Annotated in this window: 25 protein-coding genes; 8 read left to right on the top strand and 17 right to left on the bottom strand. The window is 56.3% G+C overall.

What is annotated here, in order from left to right; all coding sequences use genetic code 11:
- Entirely contained in the window at positions 1-723 is a 723-nt protein-coding gene (locus tag QUE89_RS06295) for a cytochrome c biogenesis CcdA family protein (protein ID WP_286222361.1), read from the top strand.
- 54 nt (positions 724-777) lie between these two features.
- On the opposite strand, the gene merR is transcribed toward QUE89_RS06295, so the two are convergent.
- The 4 genes from merR to merT all read right to left on the bottom strand — a co-directional run bounded on the left by merR (position 778) and on the right by merT (position 3,434).
- The gene (merR, locus tag QUE89_RS06290) at positions 778-1,206 is read right to left on the bottom strand and encodes a mercury resistance transcriptional regulator MerR (protein ID WP_041343125.1); all 429 of its coding nucleotides are present in this window, start codon (positions 1,204-1,206) and stop codon (positions 778-780) included.
- Between the two features lie 97 nt (positions 1,207-1,303).
- Positions 1,304-2,707 (bottom strand): mercury(II) reductase, encoded by a 1,404-nt coding sequence (merA, locus tag QUE89_RS06285; protein WP_286222360.1) that lies wholly within the window; start codon positions 2,705-2,707, stop codon positions 1,304-1,306.
- A 54-nt stretch (positions 2,708-2,761) separates the two neighbouring features.
- A complete protein-coding gene (gene merP, locus QUE89_RS06280) occupies positions 2,762-3,058 on the bottom strand; it encodes a mercury resistance system periplasmic binding protein MerP (RefSeq protein WP_286222359.1) in 297 nt (98 codons plus the stop codon).
- Positions 3,059-3,071: 13 nt separating this feature from the next.
- Positions 3,072-3,434, bottom strand: a complete 363-nt coding sequence (merT, locus tag QUE89_RS06275; protein ID WP_286222358.1) for a mercuric ion transporter MerT — start codon at positions 3,432-3,434, stop codon at positions 3,072-3,074.
- Between the two features lie 482 nt (positions 3,435-3,916).
- On the opposite strand from merT, the gene QUE89_RS06270 reads away from it, so the two are divergent.
- The 3 genes from QUE89_RS06270 to QUE89_RS06260 are packed head-to-tail and all read left to right on the top strand — an operon-like array spanning position 3,917 to position 6,133.
- On the top strand, positions 3,917-4,234 hold the full coding sequence (locus QUE89_RS06270) for a heavy-metal-associated domain-containing protein (RefSeq protein WP_286222357.1): 318 nt from the start codon (positions 3,917-3,919) through the stop codon (positions 4,232-4,234).
- Complete coding sequence (locus QUE89_RS06265; protein ID WP_286222356.1) at positions 4,224-5,141, top strand: transporter family protein; 918 nt, start codon at positions 4,224-4,226, stop codon at positions 5,139-5,141. The genes QUE89_RS06270 and QUE89_RS06265 overlap by 11 nt, the downstream gene beginning before the upstream one ends.
- A 14-nt stretch (positions 5,142-5,155) precedes the next feature.
- Positions 5,156-6,133 carry an NHL repeat-containing protein gene (locus QUE89_RS06260; RefSeq protein ID WP_286222355.1) on the top strand — a complete coding sequence of 326 codons (978 nt, stop codon included), beginning with the start codon at positions 5,156-5,158 and terminating at the stop codon, positions 6,131-6,133.
- Between the two features lie 56 nt (positions 6,134-6,189).
- Here QUE89_RS06260 and QUE89_RS06255 read toward each other — a convergent pair whose 3' ends face one another.
- The 6 genes from QUE89_RS06255 to QUE89_RS06230 form a co-directional block, all read right to left on the bottom strand.
- The gene (locus tag QUE89_RS06255; RefSeq protein ID WP_138440360.1) at positions 6,190-6,399 is read right to left on the bottom strand and encodes a hypothetical protein; all 210 of its coding nucleotides are present in this window, start codon (positions 6,397-6,399) and stop codon (positions 6,190-6,192) included.
- A gap of 13 nt (positions 6,400-6,412) precedes the next feature.
- Positions 6,413-7,636, bottom strand: a complete 1,224-nt coding sequence (locus QUE89_RS06250; RefSeq protein WP_286222354.1) for a TolC family protein — start codon at positions 7,634-7,636, stop codon at positions 6,413-6,415.
- Positions 7,633-10,779, bottom strand: coding sequence for an efflux RND transporter permease subunit (locus tag QUE89_RS06245; protein WP_286222353.1), 3,147 nt, complete (start codon positions 10,777-10,779; stop codon positions 7,633-7,635). The genes QUE89_RS06250 and QUE89_RS06245 overlap by 4 nt, the downstream gene beginning before the upstream one ends.
- Entirely contained in the window at positions 10,772-12,298 is a 1,527-nt protein-coding gene (locus QUE89_RS06240; RefSeq protein WP_286222352.1) for an efflux RND transporter periplasmic adaptor subunit, read from the bottom strand. Before QUE89_RS06240 ends, QUE89_RS06245 begins: the two co-directional genes overlap by 8 nt.
- A 79-nt stretch (positions 12,299-12,377) precedes the next feature.
- On the bottom strand, positions 12,378-12,773 hold the full coding sequence (locus QUE89_RS06235; RefSeq protein WP_286222351.1) for a hypothetical protein: 396 nt from the start codon (positions 12,771-12,773) through the stop codon (positions 12,378-12,380).
- A gap of 221 nt (positions 12,774-12,994) precedes the next feature.
- Positions 12,995-13,396 carry a MerR family transcriptional regulator gene (locus QUE89_RS06230; RefSeq protein WP_286222350.1) on the bottom strand — a complete coding sequence of 134 codons (402 nt, stop codon included), beginning with the start codon at positions 13,394-13,396 and terminating at the stop codon, positions 12,995-12,997.
- Positions 13,397-13,503: 107 nt separating this feature from the next.
- Here QUE89_RS06230 and QUE89_RS17430 point away from each other — a divergent pair, with 107 nt between their 5' ends.
- Positions 13,504-13,575 carry a hypothetical protein gene (locus QUE89_RS17430; protein ID WP_434784102.1) on the top strand — a complete coding sequence of 24 codons (72 nt, stop codon included), beginning with the start codon at positions 13,504-13,506 and terminating at the stop codon, positions 13,573-13,575.
- A 671-nt stretch (positions 13,576-14,246) separates the two neighbouring features.
- Here QUE89_RS17430 and QUE89_RS06220 read toward each other — a convergent pair.
- The 5 genes from QUE89_RS06220 to QUE89_RS06200 are packed head-to-tail and all read right to left on the bottom strand — an operon-like array spanning position 14,247 to position 21,848.
- Positions 14,247-15,548 (bottom strand): sensor histidine kinase, encoded by a 1,302-nt coding sequence (locus tag QUE89_RS06220; protein ID WP_286222349.1) that lies wholly within the window; start codon positions 15,546-15,548, stop codon positions 14,247-14,249.
- Positions 15,541-16,230, bottom strand: a complete 690-nt coding sequence (locus QUE89_RS06215; RefSeq protein ID WP_286222348.1) for a response regulator transcription factor — start codon at positions 16,228-16,230, stop codon at positions 15,541-15,543. Before QUE89_RS06215 ends, QUE89_RS06220 begins: the two co-directional genes overlap by 8 nt.
- Entirely contained in the window at positions 16,224-19,391 is a 3,168-nt protein-coding gene (locus QUE89_RS06210; RefSeq protein ID WP_286222347.1) for an efflux RND transporter permease subunit, read from the bottom strand. The genes QUE89_RS06215 and QUE89_RS06210 overlap by 7 nt, the downstream gene beginning before the upstream one ends.
- The gene (locus QUE89_RS06205) at positions 19,384-20,550 is read right to left on the bottom strand and encodes an efflux RND transporter periplasmic adaptor subunit (protein WP_286222346.1); all 1,167 of its coding nucleotides are present in this window, start codon (positions 20,548-20,550) and stop codon (positions 19,384-19,386) included. The genes QUE89_RS06210 and QUE89_RS06205 overlap by 8 nt, the downstream gene beginning before the upstream one ends.
- Positions 20,547-21,848, bottom strand: a complete 1,302-nt coding sequence (locus QUE89_RS06200; protein ID WP_286222345.1) for a TolC family protein — start codon at positions 21,846-21,848, stop codon at positions 20,547-20,549. The genes QUE89_RS06205 and QUE89_RS06200 overlap by 4 nt, the downstream gene beginning before the upstream one ends.
- Positions 21,849-22,241: 393 nt before the next feature.
- On the opposite strand from QUE89_RS06200, the gene QUE89_RS06195 reads away from it, so the two are divergent.
- From QUE89_RS06195 to QUE89_RS06185, 3 genes are all read left to right on the top strand, one after another.
- Positions 22,242-22,652 carry a hypothetical protein gene (locus tag QUE89_RS06195; RefSeq protein WP_286222344.1) on the top strand — a complete coding sequence of 137 codons (411 nt, stop codon included), beginning with the start codon at positions 22,242-22,244 and terminating at the stop codon, positions 22,650-22,652.
- Between the two features lie 124 nt (positions 22,653-22,776).
- Positions 22,777-24,003: an MFS transporter gene (locus tag QUE89_RS06190; protein WP_286222343.1), complete on the top strand. Its 1,227-nt coding sequence runs from the start codon at positions 22,777-22,779 to the stop codon at positions 24,001-24,003.
- A 99-nt stretch (positions 24,004-24,102) separates the two neighbouring features.
- Positions 24,103-24,768 (top strand): hypothetical protein, encoded by a 666-nt coding sequence (locus tag QUE89_RS06185; protein WP_286222342.1) that lies wholly within the window; start codon positions 24,103-24,105, stop codon positions 24,766-24,768.
- Positions 24,769-24,789: 21 nt separating this feature from the next.
- Here the strand turns inward: QUE89_RS06185 and QUE89_RS06180 are convergent, their stop codons facing one another.
- Both QUE89_RS06180 and QUE89_RS06175 read right to left on the bottom strand, forming a co-directional pair.
- Complete coding sequence (locus QUE89_RS06180; RefSeq protein WP_286222341.1) at positions 24,790-25,413, bottom strand: L-threonylcarbamoyladenylate synthase; 624 nt, start codon at positions 25,411-25,413, stop codon at positions 24,790-24,792.
- Complete coding sequence (locus QUE89_RS06175; RefSeq protein ID WP_286222340.1) at positions 25,410-25,766, bottom strand: BolA family protein; 357 nt, start codon at positions 25,764-25,766, stop codon at positions 25,410-25,412. Before QUE89_RS06175 ends, QUE89_RS06180 begins: the two co-directional genes overlap by 4 nt.
- Positions 25,767-25,822 lie beyond the last annotated feature (56 nt).

Below are 25,822 nucleotides of genomic sequence, written 5' to 3'. Positions count from 1 at the left end.
ATGCCGGACCTCGCAACCTGGGGCACTCTGGCCGCCTTTCTCGGCGGCCTTGTGTCCTTCTTCTCCCCTTGTACCCTTCCGCTCGTACCGGGTTATCTATCCGTTGTGACCGGCGGCGCGGTAAGCGAAGCCTCAAATAGGTTGAAGGCTTTTTGGTTGAGCCTTTGTTTTGTGATGGGGTTCAGTTTGGTTTTTGTCGCGCTCGGTGCGAGCGCCAGCCTCCTGGGCCAATGGCTGATGGCCTACCGTCAGGAAGCCAATCTGGTGGCAGGCACACTGATTTTGCTGATGGGGCTATTCATGCTGGGTTGGTGGAGCATGCCCGCACTGCAACGCGACTGGCGCCTGGGGCAGACACTGGAAGGTGGGAGGCCAACGGCGGCCTTTTTGCTGGGTGTGGCCTTTGCCGTCGGATGGACGCCCTGTATTGGTCCCATACTTGGGGCCATTCTGGCTCTGAGCTCTACGCATGCCAACGCCGAAACGGGAATGCTGTATCTGGCAATATATTCGTTGGGACTGGCGTTGCCTTTTCTTGGGAGCGCCCTGTTCATTGAGCATTTTCGCAAGCGCATGCGCGGCCTGAGCCGCTGGAGCAGGTTTCTGAGAGCGCTGGCTGGTTTGGTGTTGATTGTCATGGGCGTGATGGTGTTAACCGGTCAAATGACTCGGCTTGCCACATGGATGCTATCCACATTTCCAGTTTTGGGAGAGCTCGGCTAATGTTTTTCAGGAAGTGAGAATGCCTTGGTCTTCGAGTCGCAATAACGGTCTGCTTCAAGCCTCTGTGGTTTCGATGATCCCGGTGTGCAATGACGCAATTAGAGGACAATGAACGTCCCCTTTTTGCCTATGGCATCGGGCGACCATGTCGCTCAGAACATTCTCAATCCTCTCGAGCTTTTTGATCTTTCCACGTACGGACTCCAGTTTGTGCTCGGCCAGGATACTGGCTTCCTGGCAGTGGGCGCCATCTTCCAGCCGAAGCAGGTCGATAATCTCGTCGAGACTGAAGCCCAGGTTCTGCGCCGATTTCACGAACGTCAATCGATCAATATCGGCAGAACCATAGCGTCTAATTCCGCCGGGAGGGCGCTGGGGCTCCGATAACAGACCCCGCCGTTGGTAATAGCGAATGGTCTCGACATGGACACCGGTTGCCTTGGCCAGCCCCCCGATAGTCAGTGGATTTACTTTATTCACCATGCGGGCTTACTCCGTAGTTGACTACGGCATTAGTTTACTTCATCAACTAAGGTCACTAATAGAGCATTTGCCCATGCAAATCATGGACTACCTTACCTTATCCTGCACAGCAGGATAGTTGTTTGACATCCTTGGTAAAGGTTTGAGCGCACAGCTTCAAACCTTCTACCATCGTCAGGTACGGGAACAGCTCATCGGCAATCTCGTTGACGGTCATGCGCGCACGTAGCGCCATCACCGCAGTCTGGATCAGTTCGCCGGCCTCACCCGCCACGGATTGCACACCCAGTAACCGCCCGCTTTCACGTTCCGCGACCAGTTTGATGAAGCCTCCGGTATCAAAATTGACCAGGGCCCGTGGCACGTTGTCGAGGGTCAGGGTGCGGCTGTCAGTGACCAAGCCTCTTACCTCGGCGTCGGCTTCAGACAAACCGACGGTCGCAATCTGCGGATCGGTAAAGACCACTTCGGGCATGGCGCTGAGATCGAGCCGCGCATCACCACCGGTCATATTGACCGCTGCCCGACTGCCACCGGCAGCGGCGACATAAACGAACTGCGGCTGGTCGGTGCAGTCCCCAGCAGCATAGATGTCGGGCACCGTGGTACGCAGACCGTTATCGACTAAAATCGCCCCGCGGGCAGCCTCGACGCCGATAGCCTCCAGGTTCAGTTTGTCTGTGTTCGGTGTGCGTCCCACGGCCACCAGCAGCCGATCGGCCCGCAGCTTCCCCGCGTTCGTGGCGAGAACGAACTCCTCATTGGTATAGCTGATCTGGCTCGCCTGCGTGTTATTCAGAACCTTGATACCCTCGGCCTGGAACGCGGTTTCAATGGCCTCGCCAACCGCCGGGTCTTCACGGGAAAACAGCCGGCTACGCGCCAGGATGGTCACCTCACTGCCCAGCCGGGCAAACGCCTGTGCCAGCTCCACTGCCACGACGGACGCCCCGATGACAGTCAGCCGGTCTGGAATGGTGTCGCTGGCCAGTGCCGTGGTGGACGTCCAGTACGGCGTATCGGACAACCCCGGAACCGGAGGAATGGCTGGCCGCGCACCGGTACCGATGAACGCTCTGTCAAAGCATACTTCGCTTTCCGTGCCGTCAGCTCCCGTCACTGTCAGCGTATTGGAATCGGTAAAACGGGCCTCACCCTGCAGGACAGTGATCGCCGGATTGTCTTCGAGAATCCCCTCATATTTCGCAAGACGAAGTTCATCGACCCGGGCCTGTTGCTGGGACAGCAACCGGGGCCGATCAATCGAAGGCTCGACCGCCCCAATGCCCTCGTCGAACGGACTGGTGCGGCGCAGATGGGCTACGTGAGCGGCGCGGATCATGATCTTAGATGGCACGCAGCCGATATTGACGCAGGTGCCACCAAGAGTGCCACGCTCGATCAGCGTTACCCGGGCTCCGCGTTCCGCCGACTTCAAAGCGGCGGCCATGGCACTGCCGCCACTGCCAATCACAGCAATGTGCAGATCGTTATCACTCATAAACACCACTCCTGAACGAATGTGCTATTGCAACAAAGTCTTGGTTTTTGATGGCTACTCCTGTTTTTCCAGGGTCTGTTTGAGCGTGGATGGATAGCCCGCGTTGGTGGTGGCCTGAGTTAATGCTTCAACGGAGGTTTTCTCATCGTCGAAAATAACCGTCGCATCACGCTCCTCATAGCGGACCTGGACAGAACTCACCCCATCAACCCTCTTGAGAGCGGCTTTGACGGTGATCGGGCAAGCCGAACAAGTCATTCCGGGAACCGACAAGGTCACCGTCTTTTGCGCCGCCAAGGCAGGCAGGCTGAACAGCGTGAACACTACGGCAGTGATCAGGGACTTTTTCATGATGTATGGCCTCTCAGTAAAATAGCGGTAAGACGAAAGGGAACGCCAACGCAATCAGTACGAGCAGCGCGACGATCCAGAAGGTGATCTTGTAAGCGGTGCGCACTTGCGGTACTGCGCAGACCTCGCCCGGCTGGCAATCCTGTGCAGGCCGGTATATCCGACGCCAGGCAAAGACCATCGCCACCAGAGCAGCACCAATAAACCACGGCCGGTAAGGCTCCAGAGCGGCAAGATTGCCGATCCAGGCACCGGAAACACCGAGGGTAATCAGGACCAGAGGGCCAAGACAGCAGGCCGATGCGAGCACTGCTGCGACCCCGCCTGCGATTAACGATCCCCGACCGGATTTGAACTCTGATTTCAACTCTGACATTACGACGGTTCCCTTCATGACTTTGCTGGCTATCTTCAAAATACTTCCGTAGTCGGCTACGGAGTCAAGCCCTGCAGTCCTATAGAAAGTTCAGCGCTCTTGACCCCGTACCGTGGTACGGGCACTAAACTTATATCTCGAATCTATTGGGTGGGAGTTCTGCCATGACAGACATGACCATTGGCAAAGTGGCTGACGTGGTGGGCGTTGGTGTCGAGACGATTCGTTTTTGCGAACGCCCCCCGCGCCGATGCCGGTGATGGGCGGCAACGGGCGCTGGCAAAGCTGAACGATGTCGACCAGAAGATTGGCCAGTTACGACAAATCCGACAGGGGCTTGAGGCACTTGTCGACCGTTGCCCCGGACAGGGTGCGGGCTATTCCACAAACCTCATGAACCGGACAGAGTAATTCCTTAACGCCGTTTCTTGGTACGGAGTCTACCGTCGAAACGCAGTTTCATCTCACCAGAGGGACGCGTCATGTCAAAGCAATATTTCTTGGTTTTAGCAGCCCTAATCTTCAGCGTTTCGGCGATAGCAGCCGACAAACACTACGTATTGGGCGTGGACGGCCTGGCCTGTCCCTTCTGTGCCTATGGCATCGAAAAACGTCTGAATAAAGTAGATGGCGTCACCGATGTGCAGGTCGATGTGGGTGAGAGTCTGGTGCGTGTCACTCTTGAAGAGGGCAAGACCCTCTCAGAGGAGCGGGCACGTCAGGCTGTCGACGAGGCCGGCTTCACGCTGCGCTCATACTCAGAGGCCGAAGGTGAAACAGGAGGCAGTGATGCGAAATAACAACCAGTCAATAGGCTTGTCCCTGCTGGTCGGCGCCCTGGTACTGATCGGTGTGCCTTCGGCACAAGCAGCACCCAACACCTTTAACACGGCTCTGCCCGTGCCGCAGGGTGAAACCATCTGGCGGGAGCAACTGGTCTTGCGGGAACGTTCCGACGGTGGCCCCATGGATCGTGAGGTCTCGGTCCAGGCTCTGGGCAGCGTACTCGGCTATGGCATTACCCCGAAGCTCGCGGTGTTCGGCGTTATCCCTTACTTTTTCAACAAGGCACTGGACGTCACCACTCCCATGGGCCGAATTGAGCGGGATACCGGCGGCATCGGCGACGTCTCGCTGTTCGGGCGTTACACGGTTTACCAGGACGACTTCACCGGCGGCACCTTCCGGGTCGCGCCGATTTTCGGGCTCACTGCACCAACCGGGGACAGTGACGACCGCGATCGTTTTGGCGAACTGCCACGCCCATTGCAGGTTGGTGACGGAGCCTGGGATGGGTTTGGCGGTGTGGTAGCCACCTATCAGACGCTGCAGTACCAAATGGACGCGCAGTTCCTTTACCGCGAAAATGGGCGCCACGACGGCTTCGCTCACGGCGACGAGACCCGCCTTGACGCCTCACTGCAATACCGGGTGTGGCCGCTCAGCCTTGAAGGCGTCTCCGGCACACCGGGCTTTACCTACGCCCTGCTCGAATCCAGTTTTGTTCACCACGAGCGCAACGAGATTGGCAGGGTTACGGATGCCAATTCCGGTGGTACTCAGTGGCTGCTGGCGCCAGGCGTGCAATACATCACACGACGCTGGGTCGTCGAGGGCACAGTACAACTGCCCGTCGCCGAAGATCCCAATGGCGACGCCATTCAGGACAATTACATTGTACGCGTTGGCTTTCGCCGCAACTTCTAGGGTTTGAGGGCATCATGAAAAACGTTGGACAATGGCTGGCCTACATTGCGCTCGGGTTGGTGGCAGTAATCACTCTGCTTGGCTACGCAGGCGGAGCTATCAACCGGAATCAGGAACCGCCCTACTCGCTGACGCTTGCCTGGGGCGAAAAAGGCAGTGCTCCAGGGCAACTCAATGATCCCACCGGTGTTGCGGTAACAGACACCGAGGTTTTCGTCTCCGATGCCCGCAACGGACGTATCCAGGTTTTCGATCACCAAGGACACTTCAAGCGTAAATTCGGTACGCCCGGCGATGAGATCGGTGAACTCGGGCGCCCCATGAATCTGACCATTCACGACGATAAACTCTACGTGCCCGAATACATGAACGACCGGATTCAGGTGTTCAGCCTGACTGGCGAGCCGCTGAGTATGATTGGCAGCCCCGGGAAGGGGCCTGGCCAGTTTAACGCGCCCGGCGGTGTTGCCGTAGCGGACAACGGTGATCTGTTCGTGGCGGACTTTTATAACCATCGTGTACAGCATTTGCGGGCGGATGGCTCTTTCGTACAACAGTGGGGAACAACCGGTGTGACAGGCAGGGGTGCCGGGAAGTTTACCTATCCCACCGACGTAGCGCTGGGAAAGGATGGGATGCTCTACGTGGCCGATGGCTACGGTAATCGTGTCCAGGCCTTCGATACGACGGGCGACTTTCTGCGCAAGTGGGGAGGCCCCTTCGCCATCGGCCTTTACGGGCCGTTCAAAAGCTGGTTCACAACCACAACGTCCATCGCCTTGGGGCCCAACGGTGAGGTCTTTGTGGCCGACTTCTACAATGACCGGATCCAGACATTCACCGCTCGGGGCGACTATCTCACCGCATTCGGAACGCCACCTGAGAACCCCGGCCACACAGCGATGGCGGTTGACGTTGGCCGCGATGGAGCGGTGTGGAGCGTGAACTTTGCCGACAACCGGGTTGAGAAATGGAAAGCTATTAACCCATAAGGCTTTCCATATCCCGAATTCAACCCGGTTTTTTATGCCCTGATTAAACTCCGGGCTTACCGATTTCGCAGGTATTTGATCAGTGCCAGGATGCCCAACACCAGTAGCGTGATCAGCAGTAGCGGCATAATCATCATGGGCAGCATCATCCAGCCCATGCCAGACATCATGGAATTGCACGCCTCCCAGAACCCACTCTCGGGGGCCGCTAGCGCAACCCCGGGTAACAGAATCAGTGTGGATAGCACGACCAAAAATAGTTTCATGGTTAATCTCCTTTTAGTTTGATACACCGGTGATTTGCAGGGCTTCGTAGCGAGCCCTGGCACTAAACAGGTCGCGAATGACCGCTTCCCGGGTGAGCTTTACGCCAGTGAGCTGTCTTGCGCTGTTGATGGCATCTTCCAGTCTGCCCGTGCCGCTGGCCAGCTCGTTCAGGTTGGCTTCCCAATGGGCGCGCTGGTTGGGAAGGTGTCGCTGATCAAGAATTTCAAGGCGGCCGTAGCCTGCCTGAACGGAAGCCTTTACATCACCAATTGACGCCAGCAAATCGCGGTGGGCCTGAGTGGTTTGCCACTGTCGCTGAGAGACTTCAGCCGCCGCCCTGCGAACGGCACTGTTCTGTCGTTGCCCGCTGAGCGGAATCTGAACGCCCACGCCCACCGTCCAGCGCTTGCTTTCGTCAGCCCAGAGGCTGTTGTAGCCCGCACTGGCTGAAAATGTGGGTCTGCGATCGGCTTCCGCTGCATCCAGCCGGGCCCGTGCTTTTGCGGTTCGCGCCTTGGCGGCCTGAACCAGTGGGTGATCAGTTGCCACGGGGATATCCGCCACCATTGGCATGCGGGGAGGCACGGGCAACACCAGCTCGGATGGTTGCGGGCGACGCCCCAATAAAGAAATCAGGCTGGCGGAGAGGCGACCCTGTTCAGCCTGAAGCTCAACCAGTTGCGCATCCAGAGTGTCCAGTTCCGTTTCTATCCTGAGCAACTCGCTCTGGGTACCTTCGCCATATTCCAGTCTTTGCCGGGTTATATCCGCTAATTGTTCCACCAGGGCGCGGGTCTCGTGATGCAACTCAATGGCCCGGTCCGAATACCACAAGCGGGCATAGGCCTCCTTAACGGAAGCAGTCAGTTTCCGTGTCTGCCACAGGGTGTCCTGTCTTGCCGCACGCACGCCCGCCTCCGAGGCGCCACGGGACGCCGATAGCTGATCCGGCCAGGGCAGCTTCTGACTGACCTCAAACCGGTGCCCGACCACATTGGGACCTTCAAGCGTTTCGGGTGCAATGCCGTACTTGACGACAGGGTCAGCCCAGGTATCCGAACCTTCCACGTTCGCCTCCGCTGCCTCGATTGCAGCTTGCTGCGCACTCAGGGAGGCGTTGTTGGCCAGCGCCTCCGCAATCCATTGCTCCAACGTTTCACGGGTTTCCGCCACAGCCGGCATCGAAAGTGCGATGAATGCCGCCAGAGTTGCCTGAATTCCAAGGCGTCGAATCATTGGATCGCTCCTTTTTGGGCAAGCTTTTTCAAACGGGCGCGCTGCCAGAGATAGAAAATCACCGGAATCAGCAGCAAGGTCAGGATCAGCGTGGTGACCATGCCACCGATCATCGGGCCGGCGATGCGTTGCATCACTTCCGAGCCGGTGCCACTGCCCAGCATGATGGGCACCAGGCCAGCTACAATGGCCGCGAAGGTCATCATGATCGGACGCACCCGTTGCGCAGCCCCCTGGCTGATCGCCTGGCGCAGGGCATCCGCCGACAGTTTCCCGGGCTGATGTTCAACGGTCTCCAAAGCGTTGTGCAGGGACTGGTTCAGGTACACCAGCATCAGTACACCGATTTCCACCGCGACTCCGGCCAGGGCAATAAAACCGACGGCCACGGCTACGGAGAGGTTGTAACCGAGCAGATACATCAGCCAGATGCCGCCGATCATGCCGAATGGCAGGGTGCCGAGGATAATGCCCACCTCGGTCAGGTTGCGGAAGTTCAGGTACAACAGAATGATGATGATCGCCAGAGTCAGCGGGACTACCAGCGTCAGGCGTTCCTTGGCACGCTGCATATACTCATATTGGCCGGACCAGGCCAGGGAGTAGCCGGCGGGCAGATCGATCTGTTTCTGCACCACGGACTGCGCCTCCGTTACCCAACTGCCAAGATCCCGGCCCTCGATATCCACCAGAGTCCATCCATTGATACGGGCGTTTTCCGACTTGATCATGGGCGGCCCCCTGTCGATCCGGATATCCGCAACATCCGCCAGCGCGATACGCTGGCCGTTGGGTGTCACCATCGGCAGCAGGCGCATCTGCTCCACCGAATCCCGGTAACCCTGGGGATAGCGCAGATTGATGGGGTAGCGCTCCAGACCCTCCACTGTGCTGGCCACGTTCATACCGCCAATCGCGGTGCGTACAACGGATTGAATGTCTGCGATGTTCAGCCCGAAACGGGCGGCAGCCTCGCGCTGGATATCCACCTTGATGTACCGTCCGCCGGCCACCCGCTCGGAAAACGCAGAGGCTGTGCCGGGTATGTCAGTCAATACCCTTTCGAGCTCTTCCCCTATACCCTGGATCACCGCCAGGTCAGGACCGGCCACTTTGATGCCGACTGGGGTCTTGATGCCCGTGGATAGCATGTCGATACGGGTTTTAATGGGCATGACCCAGGCGTTGGTAAGGCCCGGAAGTCTGACGGTTTTGTCCAGTTCCCGGCGCAGGGACTCCGGGGTCACGCCGGGTCGCCACTGGTCCCGTGGTTTGAACTGGATAAAGGTCTCAATCATGGTCAGCGGGGCCGGATCGGTGGCCGTCTCGGCGCGGCCGATTTTGCCGAATACCGTTTCCACTTCCGGAATACTGGCGATCAGCTTGTCGGTCTGTTGCAGGATCTGCCGGGCCTTGCCAATGGAGATACCGGGATAGGTGGTGGGCATATACATCAGATCCCCCTCGTCCAGGGGGGGCATGAACTCACTGCCCAGCTTGTTGGCCGGCCAGAAGCCGATGATCAACACCACCAGGCCTCCGGCAAGCATCAATGCCGGCCGTCGCAGGGCCCAGCCGATAGCCGGTCGGTACAGGGCGATCAGCATCCGATTGATGGGGTTGCGATGCTCTGGCAATACCTTGCCACGGATAAAATAGCCCATCAGTACCGGCACCAGGGTGATGGCCAGCCCTGCAGCGGCTGCCATGGCGTAGGTTTTGGTGAACGCCAGGGGAGCGAAGAGCTTCCCCTCCTGAGCCTCCAGGGTGAAGACCGGCAGAAAGCTCACGGTGATGATCATCAGTGAGAAAAACAGCGCCGGCCCGACCTCGCCAGCAGCCCGCGACATCACGGCCCATCGGTTTTCCGGTGTCAGCGGGGTTCGCTCCATGTGTTTATGGACGTTCTCCACCATCACGATGGCCCCGTCCACCATGGCGCCGATGGCAATGGCAATACCCCCGAGGGACATGATATTGGCGTTGATGCCCTGGGCGTGCATCACCACGAACGCCGCAAGGATACCTACGGGCAGGCTGACGATGACCACCAGCGAGGAGCGAAGGTGAAACAGGAATACCGCGCAGATCAGGATGACCACCAGGAATTCCTGCAGCAGCTTTCCATACAGATTGTCCACAGCGTTGTTGATCAGCGTGGAACGATCGTAGGTGGGCACGACTTCTACCCCATCCGGGAGGCTGGCCTTGATCTCCTCAAGCCGTTGTTTAACCCCCTGAATGGTTTCCAGTGCGTTTTCGCCGAAGCGCATCACCACGATGCCACCGGCCACCTCGCCTTCTCCATTCAGTTCGGCGATACCCCGACGTATCTGGGGCCCTAACTGGATATCTGCCACATCCTTCAGCAACAGGGGCTTGCCATTGTCATTAACACCCAGCGGCACCTGGCGCAGATCATCCTCGTTCTGCAGATAGCCGGTAACCCTGACCATGTATTCCGCCTCGGCCATCTCCACCACAGACGCGCCGGTTTCCTGGTTAGCGCTGTTGATGGCGGCATGAATGCGCTGCAGCGTGACGTTGTGGGCTCTCAGTCGGTCCGGGTTCACCACCACCTGGTATTGCTTGACCATCCCACCGACACTGGCCACCTCGGATACACCAGGCACGGTCTGCAGTTCAAACTTCAGGAACCAGTCCTGAATGGCCCTCAGTTCCGACAGGTCATGCTGACCGGTGCGGTCCACCAACGCGTAGGAGTACACCCAGCCAACGCCGGTCGCATCCGGCCCCAGCTCTGGTTTGGCGGCATCAGGCAATTGCCCGGCCACCTGGCTCAGGTATTCGAGTACCCGGGAGCGGGCCCAGTACAGATCGGTGTCGTCATCAAAAATCACGTAAACAAAGGAATCGCCGAAGAAGGAATAACCCCGAACCGTCTTGGCGCCCGGTACCGACAGCATGGCGGTGGTGAGCGGGTAGGTCACCTGGTCTTCCACCACCTGGGGTGCCTGGCCCGGATAGGGGGTTTTGACGATCACCTGTACATCCGACAGGTCCGGGATGGCGTCAATGGGTGTTTCCTTGACGGAATAGAATCCCCACCCCGTCAGCATGAGGGTGGCGAGCAACACAAAAAAACGGTTATGGAGTGACCACTGGATAATGGCGTTAATCATGAGCTGAATCCGGTTTGGTGATCGAAGTCACCTGCTGGCCCTTGCCAGCGGGCGTCAGGGTGAAGACCACCGTGTCATCCTTGCTCAGGCCATCCAGCGTTACTTCGGGCGCGACTGAAAATCCCATGGTCATGCTCGGCCAGTTCAGAGCCGGAATCGGCTCGTGATTCAGCGTTACCTTGCGTTCTTCAGTGTTGATCTCGGTGATCACACCCCGGCTCTGGATCGGGCCCGCGGACTCGTTGGTCTCCATACCGGACATCGAACCCATACTGTTATCTGCCATCCCGGCAGTGTTCTGCTCCTCGGGCTCAAGTCGCAGCATGGCGGCCTCAAGGCTGGTTTCTGAATCAATCAGGAACTGGGCGGACACCACTACCTGCTGCCCTTCTTTCAGCCCCTCGCGAATGACCACCCTGTCGCCTGCTTCCTGGCCGGTCTTGACGGGCACCGGACGAAAATAGCCGTCATCCTCTGCCAGCAGCACGTGCTGACTGCCGCTTCGCTGGATGAGCGCCGGGCGCGGGATAGTGAGCAAGTCCCCACCGATGGGAGCGTCCATGGTGAGATTCACGAACATATTGGGGCGCAGCTGGCCATCCGGATTGGGGACGCGCACCCGAGCCCGCAGAGTCCGCGTCTTCGCATCCAGCTCCGGATAGACGTAATCGATGGTGGCGTCCCAACGGGTGCCCGGCATGGATGGCGTGGCGAATTCAACGGTCTGGCCGGCCGTGACCAGCCCGGACTGACGTTCGAAAAACTCGGCGATCACCCACACCGTATCGCGGCTGCCAATGGCCATGATTTCGGTATCCGGGCGCACGTACATACCCGCACGGGCGGGCAAGGCGGCCACATAACCAGAACCGGGGGCAAACACGGTGATGCGTTCACGCACTTTTCCGGTTTTTTTCAGGTTGGCAATCTGGCTATCCGTCATGCCCAGGGCGCGCAATTTTCCGCCGGTGGCCGTCGCCTCTGACCCTCGCCTAAGGCGCTCAGACATCAGGAATTCCTGCTGGGCGTTTACCAGTTCTGGTGAATAGATCTCGTAGAGTGGCTCGCCACGGTTAACCTTCTCCCCCATCGAACGAACGTGCAGAACTTCTACCCAGCCGGCGATGCGGCTGTGTACATGGATCAGTTGGTCTTCATCGTCGGTGACGTAGCCCACGGTTCGGACCGGAACAGAAACCGCACCCCGGGACACCGCCTGGGTTTTAACGCCCAGATTGGCCCGGACGGCGGCGCTTATCGTCACCCCGCCGTCGTCCCGTCCGCTGTTTTCCTCGGCGTATACCGGCACCAGGTCCATACCCATGGGAGACTTGCCGGGCTTGTCACGGCGGTAGTTGGCGTCCATGGGTGCCACCCAGTACAAGGGCTTACTATCAGACGACTCCTCAGCAGGGTTACCAGAACCGGCTGACTGAGACATCGGCATGGTTTGGTGACTGGTCAGCCAGCCAAGACCAAAGGCGACAGCGATCACTGTCACGATCAGGGCAATGCGCATTGGTATTTCCTCGTTTAAAGCTTTTGAACGCTCGTTAGTTCCCTGAAAGCAGGGTGAACGTGCAGATTAAAGAGTCAGTTCAGGCTTTAGAGGTATTGGGGGGTGGTGTGAGGGTATCGAGGATGATGCTGATATAGCCTTCATGGGGCGGAAAACGGGCGGGGTCAGACAGAGATTGCACCGGTGCAACGGCTTTTACAGAAACCAGTGCACATAGCATCGTACCGCAGTTGCCCTGAGTGGCGGCGACAGCACAATCCGCCGATGCCATATCGCCACAGGCCATATTCTGTTCTGAACGCCCGTTATTTGAGGCTAAACCAGCGTTGCAACAATCCATCGTCGCCAATTGGCTGAAACGGGCGGGAGGTTCCGTTGCGTCTGCCGTAAATTGCGCAAACGCCAGCACCGGCTGTATTGCCATGATCAGCAACAGCAGGTTAACAAGGGCTTTTGGCGTTATCGAGCGTGGCAATTGGAGTGACCTAGATTAATGATTATAAAATTCTTTGATAAATATGTGCACACATCAAGAGCCAGTGCATATCACTGACCCTCCCCGACCGTTGATCACCATTACATGGGGTTCGCAGCGGCTGATGCTTTGCTACTCCCATCCACCAAGACGGTATCCTTAGAGTTGGCTTTAAGGTCAAGTCTTTTGTTGCCTGGATTTTAGTGGAGTGGGCCGTGGCATTACCCTCTCTGAGCAATAGCTTCGACAATCGGGCAGTCGTCCATCGGCCCCTCGCCGGAACATGCCTCCAGAGAATCCGACAGGACCGCCTCAATGCGGGAAAGACTCTGGATCTGATGTCGAATCTTTTCCAACTGCTTTCTGGCGATGCGTTTGGCATCGGCTCGATCACCGTTGGCGTCCTGAAGCATCAGCAGTTCACGAATTTCATCAAGGGTGAAACCCCATTGCTTGGCATGGATGATGAATTGCAACCGGTCAATCGCATCCTCGGGGTAACGGCGGTAGTTGGATTGGGTTCGCGCAGGCTCGGGCATGAGATTCTCCCGCTCGTAGAAGCGGATCGCATGGCTGGCAACACCACTTTTTTCGGAGAGCTCACCGATATTGAACGTTTTCATTCACGCACCTCAGGCGTAATCTTGTAAGCACGAGGGCTAACAGTAACCTTGAAGTAGAGTTTAAGGTCAATAGCTTTTTTGACACGCCAGAGCAGCTAGCAAAATACGTGGATTTCTTCGGTGACAATAATGTAGGACTCACCGGAAAAGAATCCCAGCTTCGCGAATTGGCCAATTGATATCGTACAACTTTTGGCAATGACGGACCTGGCCACGATGGAAATTATGCGGTATCACACACCTGCGCGATTTATGTATTTGATCGCGAAGGTAACCTCCGCCTTTTAATGCGGCCCCATTTGAGTGGGGAAGAAATTCGGCATGACCTCGTTGCTCTCATTCAGGAGGGTTCCTGAACTCAGTCGGAGTTGATACCTCGGTTCACATTTCCGAGTCGACGATCACCTTTGTTGGAAAAAATGTGAAGCACGTGCCAAGGCAGCCGATGCTAAGACTTCCTTGTCACCGTTCAAAAGCCTGCTTTCAACTTATAGCCCTCTTCGTACCTCTGAAATTGCGAGATGCCAATCGAAGAACTATTCGAGTCTTACAGCACATAGGTGGGAACCAGTTCCGATTACACAAATAATTTTGGGGGCACGTAAAAGGAACACTAAATTTAATGTTGTTATAATACAAATAGTTAATGCCAAAGGTGAATCCCGCCGGGCGTACCAGCTACCCTTCAGATGTAATTCGGTATAACTGAGGGCCTCTATTTCTTTTCGGATGGCCAGCAGCTCGTCGAACGCATCGGAAAGCTCCTTGATTCGGCTGAAGTCCAAAATCTCCCCTCTGCCCACTCGATACAGATAACACAAGGCACATTCAGCAAAATTGGAAGCTCTTGTTAGCTGTCGAGGCAGCTACCGATCTCAACCGTCACGCGATGAAGGTTGTCGTGACGGCTGGATGTGTAATGCCACCCAATCCGCTGACTGAGAGTTGTGGTCAGTTCCAATCCAAGTCCGTAGCCCGTGTTTTCTGATGTTTTTGGGGACGCATTCTGTGCTTCTGGCTCTGCGGGGTTGCTGATCGTAACGCAGTTCCCGTGTTGCTCGATAACGACGGTGCCTTCCCAGCAATGTTGATACGCGTTCCGAATCAGATTGCCCAGAATGATGCGTGCTGGCACCAACGGTACAACGCAGCTGAACGGAGAGGTGCTTATCTCCCTGGTCACAGGCTTTCCGGCCAGAAGATACGACATTTCATCCGCAAGCTCCCTGATCAGCCCAGGCAAATCAACGGATTCATGCTGAAGTGGCGTATCCGGCTCATGATTCAGCCAGAGCAGCGTTTCGGTAAGGTGCTTCATGGTCAGGCTAGCGCGGTCGATGCGATCCACAATGCTCTTTTCGTCCTCGTACTTTTCCCTTTTCTCTGCCAGCTTTCGCTGTAGCTCGATGTTGGAGCGAATCGTGCTTATAGGTGTCCGGAGCTCATGGCTCGCGTGTCTGAGAAACCGCCGCTCGCGGTCCAGTGCCTGCTCAACCGTGGAAAGACTGTTTCGGATAAGTTCCGCCATTTCGTTGAGCTCGGGATACGAAAAATCCGGCACAGGGTGCGAGAGTTTGTCGTTGTCCAGGGAATGGGTCCAGGCTCTCAGTGCGGCCATGGGGCGGGACACATGCCGTAAGAGAAGCCAGCCAACAATAGAAATAAATCCAATCACCAGGATACTGACGGTCAGCGTGAGCAATCGGTTTTTCAGTGCAGCTTGAGGTAGCACCTCCGATGCTTCTGGAGGCGTGAGTTTCCGGCTCAGGTAAAGCGGACCGATGGCGGTGTCGTAGCGCATCGCAAAGATGATAGAGCTTGGGCGGCTCAACCAGGTGCTGTCTTCTTTTTTCAGCAGCTGGCCCGATTCGCTCGGTCCATTGGGGAAGGCTTCAAGGGTATAGGCCGGTAAACTTTCCCATTGCAACGCAACGTCAAAACCGCTGAACTCTCTGGCTTGCTCTCTCTGGCCCGAGCCTATTACCTCGCTGAATGTGCGGGCGGTCTTTTCCATGTTGCTTGCCATTGCCGCATCCAGCCCCCGAATGAAATGCTCCTTTGCAACCATGGAGTAGGCAACAACCAGAATGAGACCCAATGCCAGAAAGGACGATATAAGCAGTGCCCTGAGGCTAATCCCGACTTTAAACATTGGGCGCGCCTGTTCCGGAAGGTCTGATGACAAAGCCGACTCCGCTGATGGTGTGCAGAAGCGGCTCGGAAAAGGGGCCGTCGATGGCCTTACGAAGGTTATACATGTGAACTTTCAGGCTGTTGCTGTCAGGGTGGTCGTCTCCCCAAACGGCGTCCATCAACGCTTCACGGGTTACTGGAGATGGTGAGGCTCGCATCAGGCATTCAAGCAAGCGCCACCCCGTAGGCGACAACTTCAGGGCCTGACCGTTTCGCAACAAGCTTTTCTCACTGAGGTTCATCTGCAATTCACCACACGTGAGTTTTCGGACCTGGCCACTTCGCCGGTGCGACAGTGCACGCACCCGTGCCAGCAACTCCTCCATCTCAAAGGGTTTGATCAGATAATCATCGGCGCCAGCATTAAACCCCAATAACTTGTCATCAAGCTGACCACGAGCTGTCAGCATCAGGACGGGTATATCGTTTCCCTGCTCCCGTATACGCTGGCAAAGGCCAAATCCATCCAGGCGGGGCATGTTGATATCCAGCAAAAGGACGTCGTAGCTGTTTTGTTTAATCAGGTTCAGTCCGGCTATGCCATTGCTGACATGGTCACAGATGAATCCCTCCAGCTCCAGGTACTGCACCAGTGTCTGAGCAAGGTCCAGATCGTCTTCTGCCAATAACAATTTCAGCATGGATCTGCCTCTTTTTTATCTGGCCTCACAGTAAACCAGTGGCGGATATCTGTGAATCGCTCGACCACATCGTGCTGAATCGCCACCAAAACCGGGATCAGAATCAAGGTAATCACAGTTGCGAACATGATTCCATATCCCAATGCGACAGCGGCGGGTATCAAGAACTGGGCCTGAGCTGATGTTTCTGACAACAATGGGTAAAGGCCTGCAAACGTTGTAAATGAGGTCAACAGAACCGCTCGCAGGCGACTCCGGCTGGCTTTACTGATCGCTTCAATCTGGTGGTCCGCATCGGATTTCAACTCATTGTAACGGGATACCAACAAAAGACTGTCATTCACCACGACGCCGCTAAGGGCAATAATCCCATTCAAGGACAGAATACTGATGGACAGGTCATTCATCCAATGGCCAAGGATGGCACCGACGATGCCGAAAGGGATAGCCGTCATGATCAGTATTGGCTGGACATAAGACTTCAGAGGAATGGCCAATAGCATATAGATGACCAACATGGCGATGAGGAACACGTGCACCATGGAGCTCTGTGTTTCTGCCTGCTGCTCTGCTTCACCGGCAAAACTGATGTCGAGCCCGGGGTATTGGCGCTTCAGCTCCGGAACCAGATCCTGTTGAAGGCCGGCCACCAGTTCCGAAGCCGACAGAATTTCCTTGTCCACATCGGCGGAGAGATAGAGTGCCCGCTTTCCATCAATGCGGGTGATGGTGTCCCGAGAGTAGCCGTAGGTCACTGTGGCAACACTGGACAAAGGAAGCACTGTACCGTCGTCGGTGCGGATATTGGCGTTCAGCACGTCCGTAGGGTTTTCTCGCGCGTCTTCCGGGTAGCGGACTTTAACCTCCACTTCGTCGTTACTGCGCTGAAAGCGCTGAACTACCTGGCCACTGAAGGCTTGAAGGACCTGCTTAGCCAGGGTATCGGTGCTCAGTCCCAGAGACTTACCCTGTGCATTGAGCTCCAGAAGCAGACGGGGCTGGCTGGCTTCGATGTTGTCTTCGATGCCACTGATCGCCGGGATTGTTGAGAGCTGTTCCTTGATATCCCGGCCGGCTGCTGTCAGCAAGTCATCGTCAGAAGCCTTCAATTCAATACGAAGTGCGTCTACCGTTTCGCGCCGGCTGGCGACGCTAAGGGTTCGTACACCCTCAGGCAGGCTGGCGATGCGTCTCCATTGATTGGAAAAGGCGTTGATGTCGTACGGGGAGTCTGTTGTCAGTTCCACCGTTACTGTTCCGGCCTGGTCGCTTTCGGAGAGTACCTGAAGGTTGGCAATGCCGGTCTCTGAACCGACGTTGGCACGTTCAATGAGCTGCTTATCCACGAGATGGGCTTTTTGCTCCAGGGCAAGCAAGGCGGAATGAGTCAGGCCAAAACTGGCATCGGTTTCCATGGTGATGTTCGCTCGGACCGTTTCACCCGGTATGTTCGGAAAAAAACTGGTTCGAACGGTACCGTTGAAAGGCATGGCCATAACCAGAGCAAACAGCGCAAGGAACAAAACCAGTACTGCATACCGGTACGTGAGTGCCCAGCCGATCACCGCTTTATAGATCCGGTCGTTGAACCACTGAAGACCGGAATCGGCTCCTTGCTGGATACGTCGCCAGATTTCAAGGAACGGGTTTCGACTGGCCCTGCGATGAGTATTCAGGTGTGCCAGGTGGGCCGGAAGAATTAGCTTGGATTCCACAATGGACAACAACAGACAAATGGTAACAACAGCAGCGAACTGGGCATAAATCTGCCCGAGCTTGCCGCTGAGATTCGACAGAGAATAGAAAGCCACCACGGTGGTGAACACGCCAAAGAGTGTGGGCACAGCCACCCGCAAAGTGCCCCGGATGGTGTTGCGGAGGGTGTCACCCTCCTGTTTCCGCACGGTGTATACACTTTCACCCACGACCACAGCATCATCCACCACAATCCCCAGGGCCATGATGAAACCAAAGGTGGTGAACTCGTTGAGGGAAAGACCGGCAAAGCGGTCACCCATGAAGTACATCGTTCCGAAGAAGATAAAGGGCAGCCCCATGGATACCCAAAACGCCACTGTCAGGTTCAGGAACAGGGCCAGAAGAACAAACACCATTACAATGCCGGTCAGTGCATTAGTGACAAGCAGGTCCAGTCGTTCACTGATAGAGCTACTGCGGTCATACCAGCTGGTGAGCTCGATGCCCTGAGGCAGATTCCCGTTGCCATGCCATTCTTCGACCACCTGTTTGGCGGCTTCCACCGTCTCGGTGATGTCGTCCAGCCCGGTGGTGATCACCTGCAATGCAACACTGTTTTCGCCCGCAAAACGGGACAACACAGCGGTATCATCGTCGTAGGTATCGTTAATGAAAGCGACATCACCCAGGGAGACAACCACCCCATCGCTGCTGGTAATCAGAGGAATTACCGCAAACTCTTCCTTTAGATAGGCCTGTTGGGACGCTTTCAACTGCAAATAAACCTGTTCGTTTTTCAGGACCGCTGTCATCGTGCTGGACGATCCCTGATTGATCGCATCTTCGACATCGGACAGGGACAATCCGTAGGCCTGCAATCGCCCCTCATCAATCTCTATCAACATCATGGGATCAATCCAACCGGATTTGCTGACCCGGCTGATGTCAGCCTTTGCAAGCAAGTCGGATTTCAGTTCTTCAGCCAGTTGTTGCAGGGTGTGGCGGTCTGCTTCGCCATGGAGCTGCAACCAGAGCGAGTGCTCCTCACGTTCCGCTTTTTCAATAACCGGGCTCTCAGCGTTGGCCGGAAATGTGGAAATGGCATCCACCTTGTTTTTGACATCTCGTAACAGCACATCCAGGTCGTAATCGCTTTGCTTTTCAACCGTGACTGTCGTACCGCTGGCAGTCGATGTACTGGTGATGTCATTAATGCCGTTAACATCTTCGAGTTGTTCTTCAATCTTGATGGCCAGCCCTTCTTCCGACTGCTGCGCTGAGCCACTGTCGTAGGTTACCGAGATCGTCAGGCTGTCCGGTTCCGTGCTCGGGAACGCTTCTTTACGGAGATCTCCGGCCTGGAGAACACCAAGGCCAATGACCAAAATCAGCAGAAGATTGGCCGCCACCGGATTATTGGCAAACCAGGGAATGATGCCTTTGTTCCAGCTCTGATCAGTCATCGGATGCCTCCACCGGATTGACGGCCATGCCTGGCGTATAGGTGCTCAATGGGTGGGTCAGCACGTTGACGGGCTGGTCGAAGAGCGAATCCGGTGGACGGATATAGATGGCCTGCTTGTCACTGGCAATCGAGTCCGCGGAGAACTTGGCCAGAATGCCATTGAGTACGTACCAGACTTCTCCTCGTTGGCTGAGTGATGACGAGGGTAAGCGCCAGAGATCGTTCAGTTCCCGGCCCTCAATTTCCGCCCTGAGAAATGTCCCGGGCGCCAGCATGTTGTTTTTTTCCAGTGGGCGGTCAACCGCAGCGATCACTGACTGCTGCCGGTTCGTGCCATCCAGGTGAAGTTCCGTTCGCTGGATATAGCCGCGCCATTGCTGCCCGGTTTCGACTGAAATCAGGCTTACCGGCCACTGTCCCTGGTCCAACACGTCGAAATCAGGAAGCTTCTGCCAGTCGAGCTGTGAAACGGGCAAAGAAACTTCGATCCGATCAGTGCTGTAGAGTTCGGCCACATCGTTTCCGGCCTGCAGGTAACTGCCCGTTGAGACGGTGCGGCTGACAATCAGCGCATCGAAGGGTGCCCTGACACGGGTTTGTGCCAGGTCTTTTTCGGCACTGGCCACCGCAGCCTCTGCGTTAGCAACCGCTGCTCGGGCTTGCTCTACTTGAGGTTCATGCAACACCAGCGGAGAATCCGGCTCGCCGGTCATTCCAGAGCCCTGCCACTCTGCTATTGCCTGCTCGGCCTCTCTTTCGGCCTCAAGAAGATCTACCTGCGCAGTGGCCAGGTTGTTTCTTGCACTGGCAAGCGCCGCTCGATAATCGCTGTCTTCCAGTGTCAAAAGAAGATCGCCCTTGCTTACGATACGTCCAGATTCAAACGTTGTTGCAAGTTCAGAGACCTGGCCGGAAACCTGGGCCGTGAGCGTCATCTGATATCGAGATTTGGCCGCACCAAAGGCTTCAACATTGACAGTATGAGCCTCACTTATGACCTGTATTACACCTACATCCGGTGCAATGCCGGCTTCCTGTTTCGAGGGCAGAGGCCGACTTTCTTGAGCTCTTAGTTTCTGGCCGTTGTAGCTGAACACACTGATCAGCACGCCGATGGCGGCCAACAATACAAGCCATTTTGCGTATGGTCGGATCATGACTGACCGGTCTCCTTTATGCCCAGCCCAAGAGCGAGCCCGAGTGTGATTCGGTTGCTCAGGCGTTCGTAGGTTAAGTCGTTAAGTTGCGATTCCAGATCAAAGGTCTGCTGTTGCACTTGGAGTAGATCCAGTACAGAAACCAGACCATTCCGATACTTCTGCTGGTACTGTTGATAGTTGCGACGGGCGCTCAGCAGTGCGCTGTCTATCTGCTGTTGCTGTTGGGCAAGGCTCGATTCCTGTCCAATCGCATCCTCAACTTCCTGTACTGCCTTCAGCAGCGTTTCCCTGTAGGCCTGATAGCTCCTGGCTGTGGTTAATTCTGCAGCTTCGGCATTCGCTTGAAGCTCACCGCCACGGAACAGAGGTGCTGTCAGTTGACCGAGCAATGACCACACCGGATTTCTCAACAAAGCTTCACTTGGCGATGTTCCTGTATCGCTGAGTGCCGCTTCCAGGCTTATCGATGGCAGCATCTCTTTGTAGGCAAGGGAGGCACGAAAGTCGCTTGCTTCAATCGCCACATAGGCAGCTTTCAAGTCTGGGCGGCGCCGTAGCGTTTGGTCGGCAAGGTCAGCCAGGGGTAAAAGAACCTGCGGATAACTGGAGGCAATGACGGTGTTGCCATGACTCCGCCCGAGCAACAGGTTCAGAACCCTTTGCTGTTGCTTCAGGGATTCCTGAACAGCAATCAAGGTAGCTCGCGCGCTGGCAGCCGAGCTCTGGGCACTGTCGAGGTCTTCAAGGTCACCCAGACCGGACCGATAACGCTGGAGAATCCACTGTTCGTTTTTTTCAAGCAGTTCCACACGTTGCGTTTCAATGGCAACGGATCGATCTAAATTGACCAGCTTCAACCAACCCTGAATGACCTCGGCCGCAAGCGTATCCCGGGCAGCCTGGTAGAGGGCTAACTGTTCAGCGACGTCACCGGCTGCGGCCGATGCCTCGTCGGAGATCTTTGACCACAAATCGAGCTCCCAACTTACGCTGACGGATCCGGTGTAGGCGGTACCGAGATCTTCCGTTCTGTTGGCGCCTAATCCTGCCTCGACGTCGGGGAGTTGATCCGCCTGAGTCGCTCGGTATTGGGCACGGAGAATGTCGAGCGAAAGCAGTGTTTGCCTAAGGTCAGGATTGGCTGCGCGCGCTTCGGCGATCAGCGCATCCAGGTCGCGGCTGTTGACCAACTCATTCAGGTAGGTTGTTTCAGAACCAACGTCCATCTCTGACCAGGAGACGACATTCTGACGGTCGGAATCGGCCTGAGAGAGATAATCCGGGCTTGTAGACAACGAACTGCAGCCAGCAACAGCCAGGCAGAGGAAAACAATCAGTGATACTTTCGAGCAGGGGAAACGACACATAAACAAAGTCCAATCAGGTGCGGTCGGGTCTGCGGTAAACGATTGGGCTTAGACTATCTAGAGGCTGGTTAATGGAGGGTTAAGATCGTCAGGGGCGGGGTTCCACCATGACAAATGGTCCCTGCAAGACCTTATCTTCAATACAGGCTTAGCGGTTCGGTTCTACGTATGGAGACGGAAAATAGTCGTCGGCGTTCACTACGCCCTCCGGCTTCATCAGGCAACCATCTAAAAATCTCGTGGAAATCTGATGACTTACAGGAACTTCCGTTACCACCTTTTGTCTTTGGAGCGCCCGTTCAAAAACCAAAGGAGATAAGAATGCCCAAACAGTTACCTCTCGCCCTACTGCTGCTCAGACTCGGTATATTCAGCGTGTTTCTATTCTGGACCCTGGACAAGCTCGTAAATCCCGAACACTCGGCCAAGGTCTTTTCGGCGTTCTACGGCATGGGCGGTCTTGATCTAAATATGTTCTACGTTTTCGGCGTTGCGCAGCTTGCGCTAATTCTAGCCTTTGTCGCGGGGGTCCTGAAAACCTGGACCTATGGCGCCATCCTGGTGTTTCACGGGGTATCCACGCTGTCTGCATTTGCCAAATACCTGCAACCGTTCGACAACCTTCTGTTCTTTGCCGCCTGGCCGATGCTGGCCGCCTGTATCGCCCTATTCCTGCTTCGGGATTACGATACGCTGACGCTGTCCCGGCAGCCTGCTCCCGTCACTGCCTGACAGGTAGCGAACACCCTAACGACTTGGTCTGCCTTTTTGCTGTTTGCCCAACCACGCAGTTTGTGGCAAAAAGCGCAGACCATTTCGACTCAAGTCCGGGCCTATGACTTCTCAAGTGACAACGGTGCCAGCATTTCCTAAAGCGACCATGGCGACCCTTCTGGCACTTTACGTCGCCCAAGGACTGCCCTCCGGACTGTTCGCCCACGCCCTGCCGGTTTTTTGGCGAGAGGCGGGCATTAGTCTTGCCTGGATCGGCGCACTGAAACTGCTGGCATTGCCATGGATTCTGAAAGCCTTGTGGGCGCCGGTCATTGATCGCAGCCTCTGGCAAGTGGCTCCCGTGCGCTGGGTGTTCGGGCTGCAATCAGCGGCCGCCTTGTGTCTGATTGGGCTGGGAATAGTTGGCCTGACACCTCATGGCCCCTGGCTGCCACTGACGGTTGCTGGGATCTTATTGATCAACCTGCTGATGGCGACCCAGGACATCATTACCGATGGCCTGGCGGTTCGGCATGTTCCCGCTAAATGGCGAGGCCTGGCCAACACCTTGCAGGTGGCCGGGTACAAAATTGGCATGTTGGCTGGCGGCGCTTTTTTGCTGATCCTGGCCAGCCACGTTGACGCACAGATCGCTCTCTTGCTGCCCGCAACTCTTTTGATTCTTCTGCTGGTGCTGATTTATCGCGCCCCCATTCTTCGTACTCCCCATCGGCTCTCCAAGTCAGCGGACGAACCGCAGCCGAGCATCATTGACGGCTTCATTGGCCTTATTCGCCAGCCAGAGATGCTTTTCTGGTTGGGCATTGTGGCCTGCTACAAAGTCGGTGATGCTATGGGGTCAGGCATGGTCCGCCCAATGTTGACCGACGGTGGCTGGACATCTGAAGCCATTGGCAACTTCACCCTGGCGACCACTGTGGTTGGACTATTAGGGGCGGCCATCGGCGGATGGCTGTACACCAAACTAGGTGGCCGGCGCAGCCTGATCTGGGCAGGTATCGCGCAGGCCGTAACGATTAGCGCCTGGGTACTGGTCGCTATTAAGGGCACCAGTGCTGCCTTGATATACGGAGTTGGCATCGCAGAACAACTAGCCGATGGCGCATCCACGGTGGTGTTGTTTGCGATGATGATGAATCTGTGTAGGCAGCAATGGGCAGGTACAGACTTTACCGTGCAGGCATCCATTCAGGTCGTGTTTGCGGGCCTGTTTGGGTTAGCAGGTGGCGTATTGGCGGACAGTGTCGGATATAACTATACGTTTCTTGTCGCGGGCGCGGCTGGGCTGCTCGTTACTCTGCTCTACCTCTTCAAAACTCGAACAATGGCTCAAACATCGCCGGCTTGATGGCCACCTCCTCCCGCACTGGCCCGATTCATGCATCCTCCCTAACAGACGATGATTTTCCGGCACACCACGCCGTGAGCCAAGGGAGCACACTACGCCATGTCGCTACTGACATCACTGATTCGAGCCAGCACCCAGTTTCAGCAGGCTATGGAAAAGCGCCCGGCGCCAGAGGGTTCGGGGCAAGGCGCTCCCGCCAAGGCAGAAGCGGCGCAGCCCCAGCCGGCTGGTTCGCCAGGAGACGACCGCTTTACTCCATCCGGTGACAACGTTGCAGACCTGGCCAACCAGAAGTCCCGCAAGCTCGCCATGGCAGATTACAAGCAAACCGTGGGGCAGGATCTTGCCTTTGTGCGGGAAACGCTGCGGCACAAGCTTGCCGAGTACAACCTGCAAGCCGGTACCGCGCTCAGTGTGAACCGGAGTGAATCCGGTAGCGTTCAGGTTTCAGGCGGGATTCCGGATCAGGCGAAAGCCTCGATCGAGAACGATCTGAATGTGAACAAGAATTTCAAGGACGCCTTCGGCCGGCTGAGCATCAACGAGCCAACACTCGGATTCATGGACAACGCCCTGAAGCTCAACCAGGCCTACGGCGTGAACAACCCGTTGCTGGACACCTTGGTCAGCGAGAACCAGCAGTTCAACGGGCTGCAGGATCTGGTGCACCGTTACGACAGCTTGCGGCGCTCCGCTGGCGCTGAACAATTTGAGGTGGCCGGCAACAGTCGGGGCTACGCGTTCAATCTGAATGCGCGCGCCTGATCGTCAGACATTGCCTGATCATTAGACATTAAAAGGGGCGGGATCGCCTTTTCCGACCCGGGTAACCACCGGTGCCTCGCCGGTGAAGTCGACCACCGTGGTGGCTTCCATACCGCAGAAACCGCCGTCGATAATCAAGTCCAGTTCGTGCTCCAGGGTTTCCCGGATATCGTAGGGGTCAGTCATCGGCTCGGTCTCACCGGGCAGGATCAGCGTACTGCTCATGATGGGCTCACCCAGCTCCCCCAATAACTCCTGAACAATGGCATTGTCCGGAACCCGCACACCAACCGAACGGCGCTTGGGATGCAACAGCCGGCGAGGCACTTCGGTGGTCGCATCCAGAATGAAGGTGTAAGGCCCGGGCGTGAAATTCTTGAGCAATCGGTACTGGGTATTATCCACCTTGGCATACACGCCGATATCGGACAGATCACGGCACACCAGAGTGAAGTTGTGCTTGTCGTCAAGGCGTCGAATCCGCTTGATTCGATCCGCCGCCTGCTTGTCCCCCAGGTGACAGCCAATGGCATAAGCTGAATCCGTGGGATACACGATTACCCCACCCCGGCGGAGAATATCCACGGCCTGATTAATAAGGCGTTTTTGTGGAGTTTCCGGGTGAATCTGGAAAAACTGGCTCATGCGTCCTCCCCCTGACCGGTGGGCGCTGTCATGGCTGGGTCCGTTTTCGATCCACCCAGGCAATTGGGTGACTCCGGTGCGGACTGACCTGTTGCTTCCCACTCCTCGGGCGAATACAGATGCAACGCCAGGGCGTGTACTTCTCCCGCCAACTCTTCGGCCAGAACCCGATAGATTGCCTGGTGGCGCTTAACCTTCATCTGACCTTCAAAGTCCGCTGAAACCAGGGTTACCTTGAAATGAGTCTCCGAATTCGGTGGCACGCTGTGCTTGTGGCTTTCGTTCTCCACATGCAGGAGGCGGGCATCGAAAGCCTTGTTCAGCTTTGTTTCGATTGCGTTCTGGATCTTCATAATTCGTCCATTCTCCGAATACGTTCTGTGACTGCAGTCTACTACACAAACCGCCA

Source organism: Marinobacter sp. LA51 (genome assembly GCF_030297175.1).
Taxonomy (GTDB): domain Bacteria; phylum Pseudomonadota; class Gammaproteobacteria; order Pseudomonadales; family Oleiphilaceae; genus Marinobacter; species Marinobacter apostichopi.
This window is presented reverse-complemented; position numbering and strand designations above follow the sequence as displayed.

Excerpts from the sequence above, each read along its gene's own strand:
- QUE89_RS06295 (WP_286222361.1), top strand. The coding sequence starts at position 1 with ATGCCGGACCTCGCAACCTGGGGCACTCTGGCCGCCTTTCTCGGCGGC.
- merR (WP_041343125.1), bottom strand. The coding sequence starts at position 1,206 with ATGGTGAATAAAGTAAATCCACTGACTATCGGGGGGCTGGCCAAGGCA.
- merA (WP_286222360.1), bottom strand. The coding sequence starts at position 2,707 with ATGAGTGATAACGATCTGCACATTGCTGTGATTGGCAGTGGCGGCAGT.
- merP (WP_286222359.1), bottom strand. The coding sequence starts at position 3,058 with ATGAAAAAGTCCCTGATCACTGCCGTAGTGTTCACGCTGTTCAGCCTG.
- merT (WP_286222358.1), bottom strand. The coding sequence starts at position 3,434 with ATGTCAGAGTTGAAATCAGAGTTCAAATCCGGTCGGGGATCGTTAATC.
- QUE89_RS06270 (WP_286222357.1), top strand. The coding sequence starts at position 3,917 with ATGTCAAAGCAATATTTCTTGGTTTTAGCAGCCCTAATCTTCAGCGTT.
- QUE89_RS06265 (WP_286222356.1), top strand. The coding sequence starts at position 4,224 with ATGCGAAATAACAACCAGTCAATAGGCTTGTCCCTGCTGGTCGGCGCC.
- QUE89_RS06260 (WP_286222355.1), top strand. The coding sequence starts at position 5,156 with ATGAAAAACGTTGGACAATGGCTGGCCTACATTGCGCTCGGGTTGGTG.
- QUE89_RS06255 (WP_138440360.1), bottom strand. The coding sequence starts at position 6,399 with ATGAAACTATTTTTGGTCGTGCTATCCACACTGATTCTGTTACCCGGG.
- QUE89_RS06250 (WP_286222354.1), bottom strand. The coding sequence starts at position 7,636 with ATGATTCGACGCCTTGGAATTCAGGCAACTCTGGCGGCATTCATCGCA.
- QUE89_RS06245 (WP_286222353.1), bottom strand. The coding sequence starts at position 10,779 with ATGATTAACGCCATTATCCAGTGGTCACTCCATAACCGTTTTTTTGTG.
- QUE89_RS06240 (WP_286222352.1), bottom strand. The coding sequence starts at position 12,298 with ATGCGCATTGCCCTGATCGTGACAGTGATCGCTGTCGCCTTTGGTCTT.
- QUE89_RS06230 (WP_286222350.1), bottom strand. The coding sequence starts at position 13,396 with ATGAAAACGTTCAATATCGGTGAGCTCTCCGAAAAAAGTGGTGTTGCC.
- QUE89_RS06220 (WP_286222349.1), bottom strand. The coding sequence starts at position 15,548 with ATGTTTAAAGTCGGGATTAGCCTCAGGGCACTGCTTATATCGTCCTTT.
- QUE89_RS06215 (WP_286222348.1), bottom strand. The coding sequence starts at position 16,230 with ATGCTGAAATTGTTATTGGCAGAAGACGATCTGGACCTTGCTCAGACA.
- QUE89_RS06210 (WP_286222347.1), bottom strand. The coding sequence starts at position 19,391 with ATGACTGATCAGAGCTGGAACAAAGGCATCATTCCCTGGTTTGCCAAT.
- QUE89_RS06205 (WP_286222346.1), bottom strand. The coding sequence starts at position 20,550 with ATGATCCGACCATACGCAAAATGGCTTGTATTGTTGGCCGCCATCGGC.
- QUE89_RS06195 (WP_286222344.1), top strand. The coding sequence starts at position 22,242 with ATGCCCAAACAGTTACCTCTCGCCCTACTGCTGCTCAGACTCGGTATA.
- QUE89_RS06185 (WP_286222342.1), top strand. The coding sequence starts at position 24,103 with ATGTCGCTACTGACATCACTGATTCGAGCCAGCACCCAGTTTCAGCAG.
- QUE89_RS06180 (WP_286222341.1), bottom strand. The coding sequence starts at position 25,413 with ATGAGCCAGTTTTTCCAGATTCACCCGGAAACTCCACAAAAACGCCTT.
- QUE89_RS06175 (WP_286222340.1), bottom strand. The coding sequence starts at position 25,766 with ATGAAGATCCAGAACGCAATCGAAACAAAGCTGAACAAGGCTTTCGAT.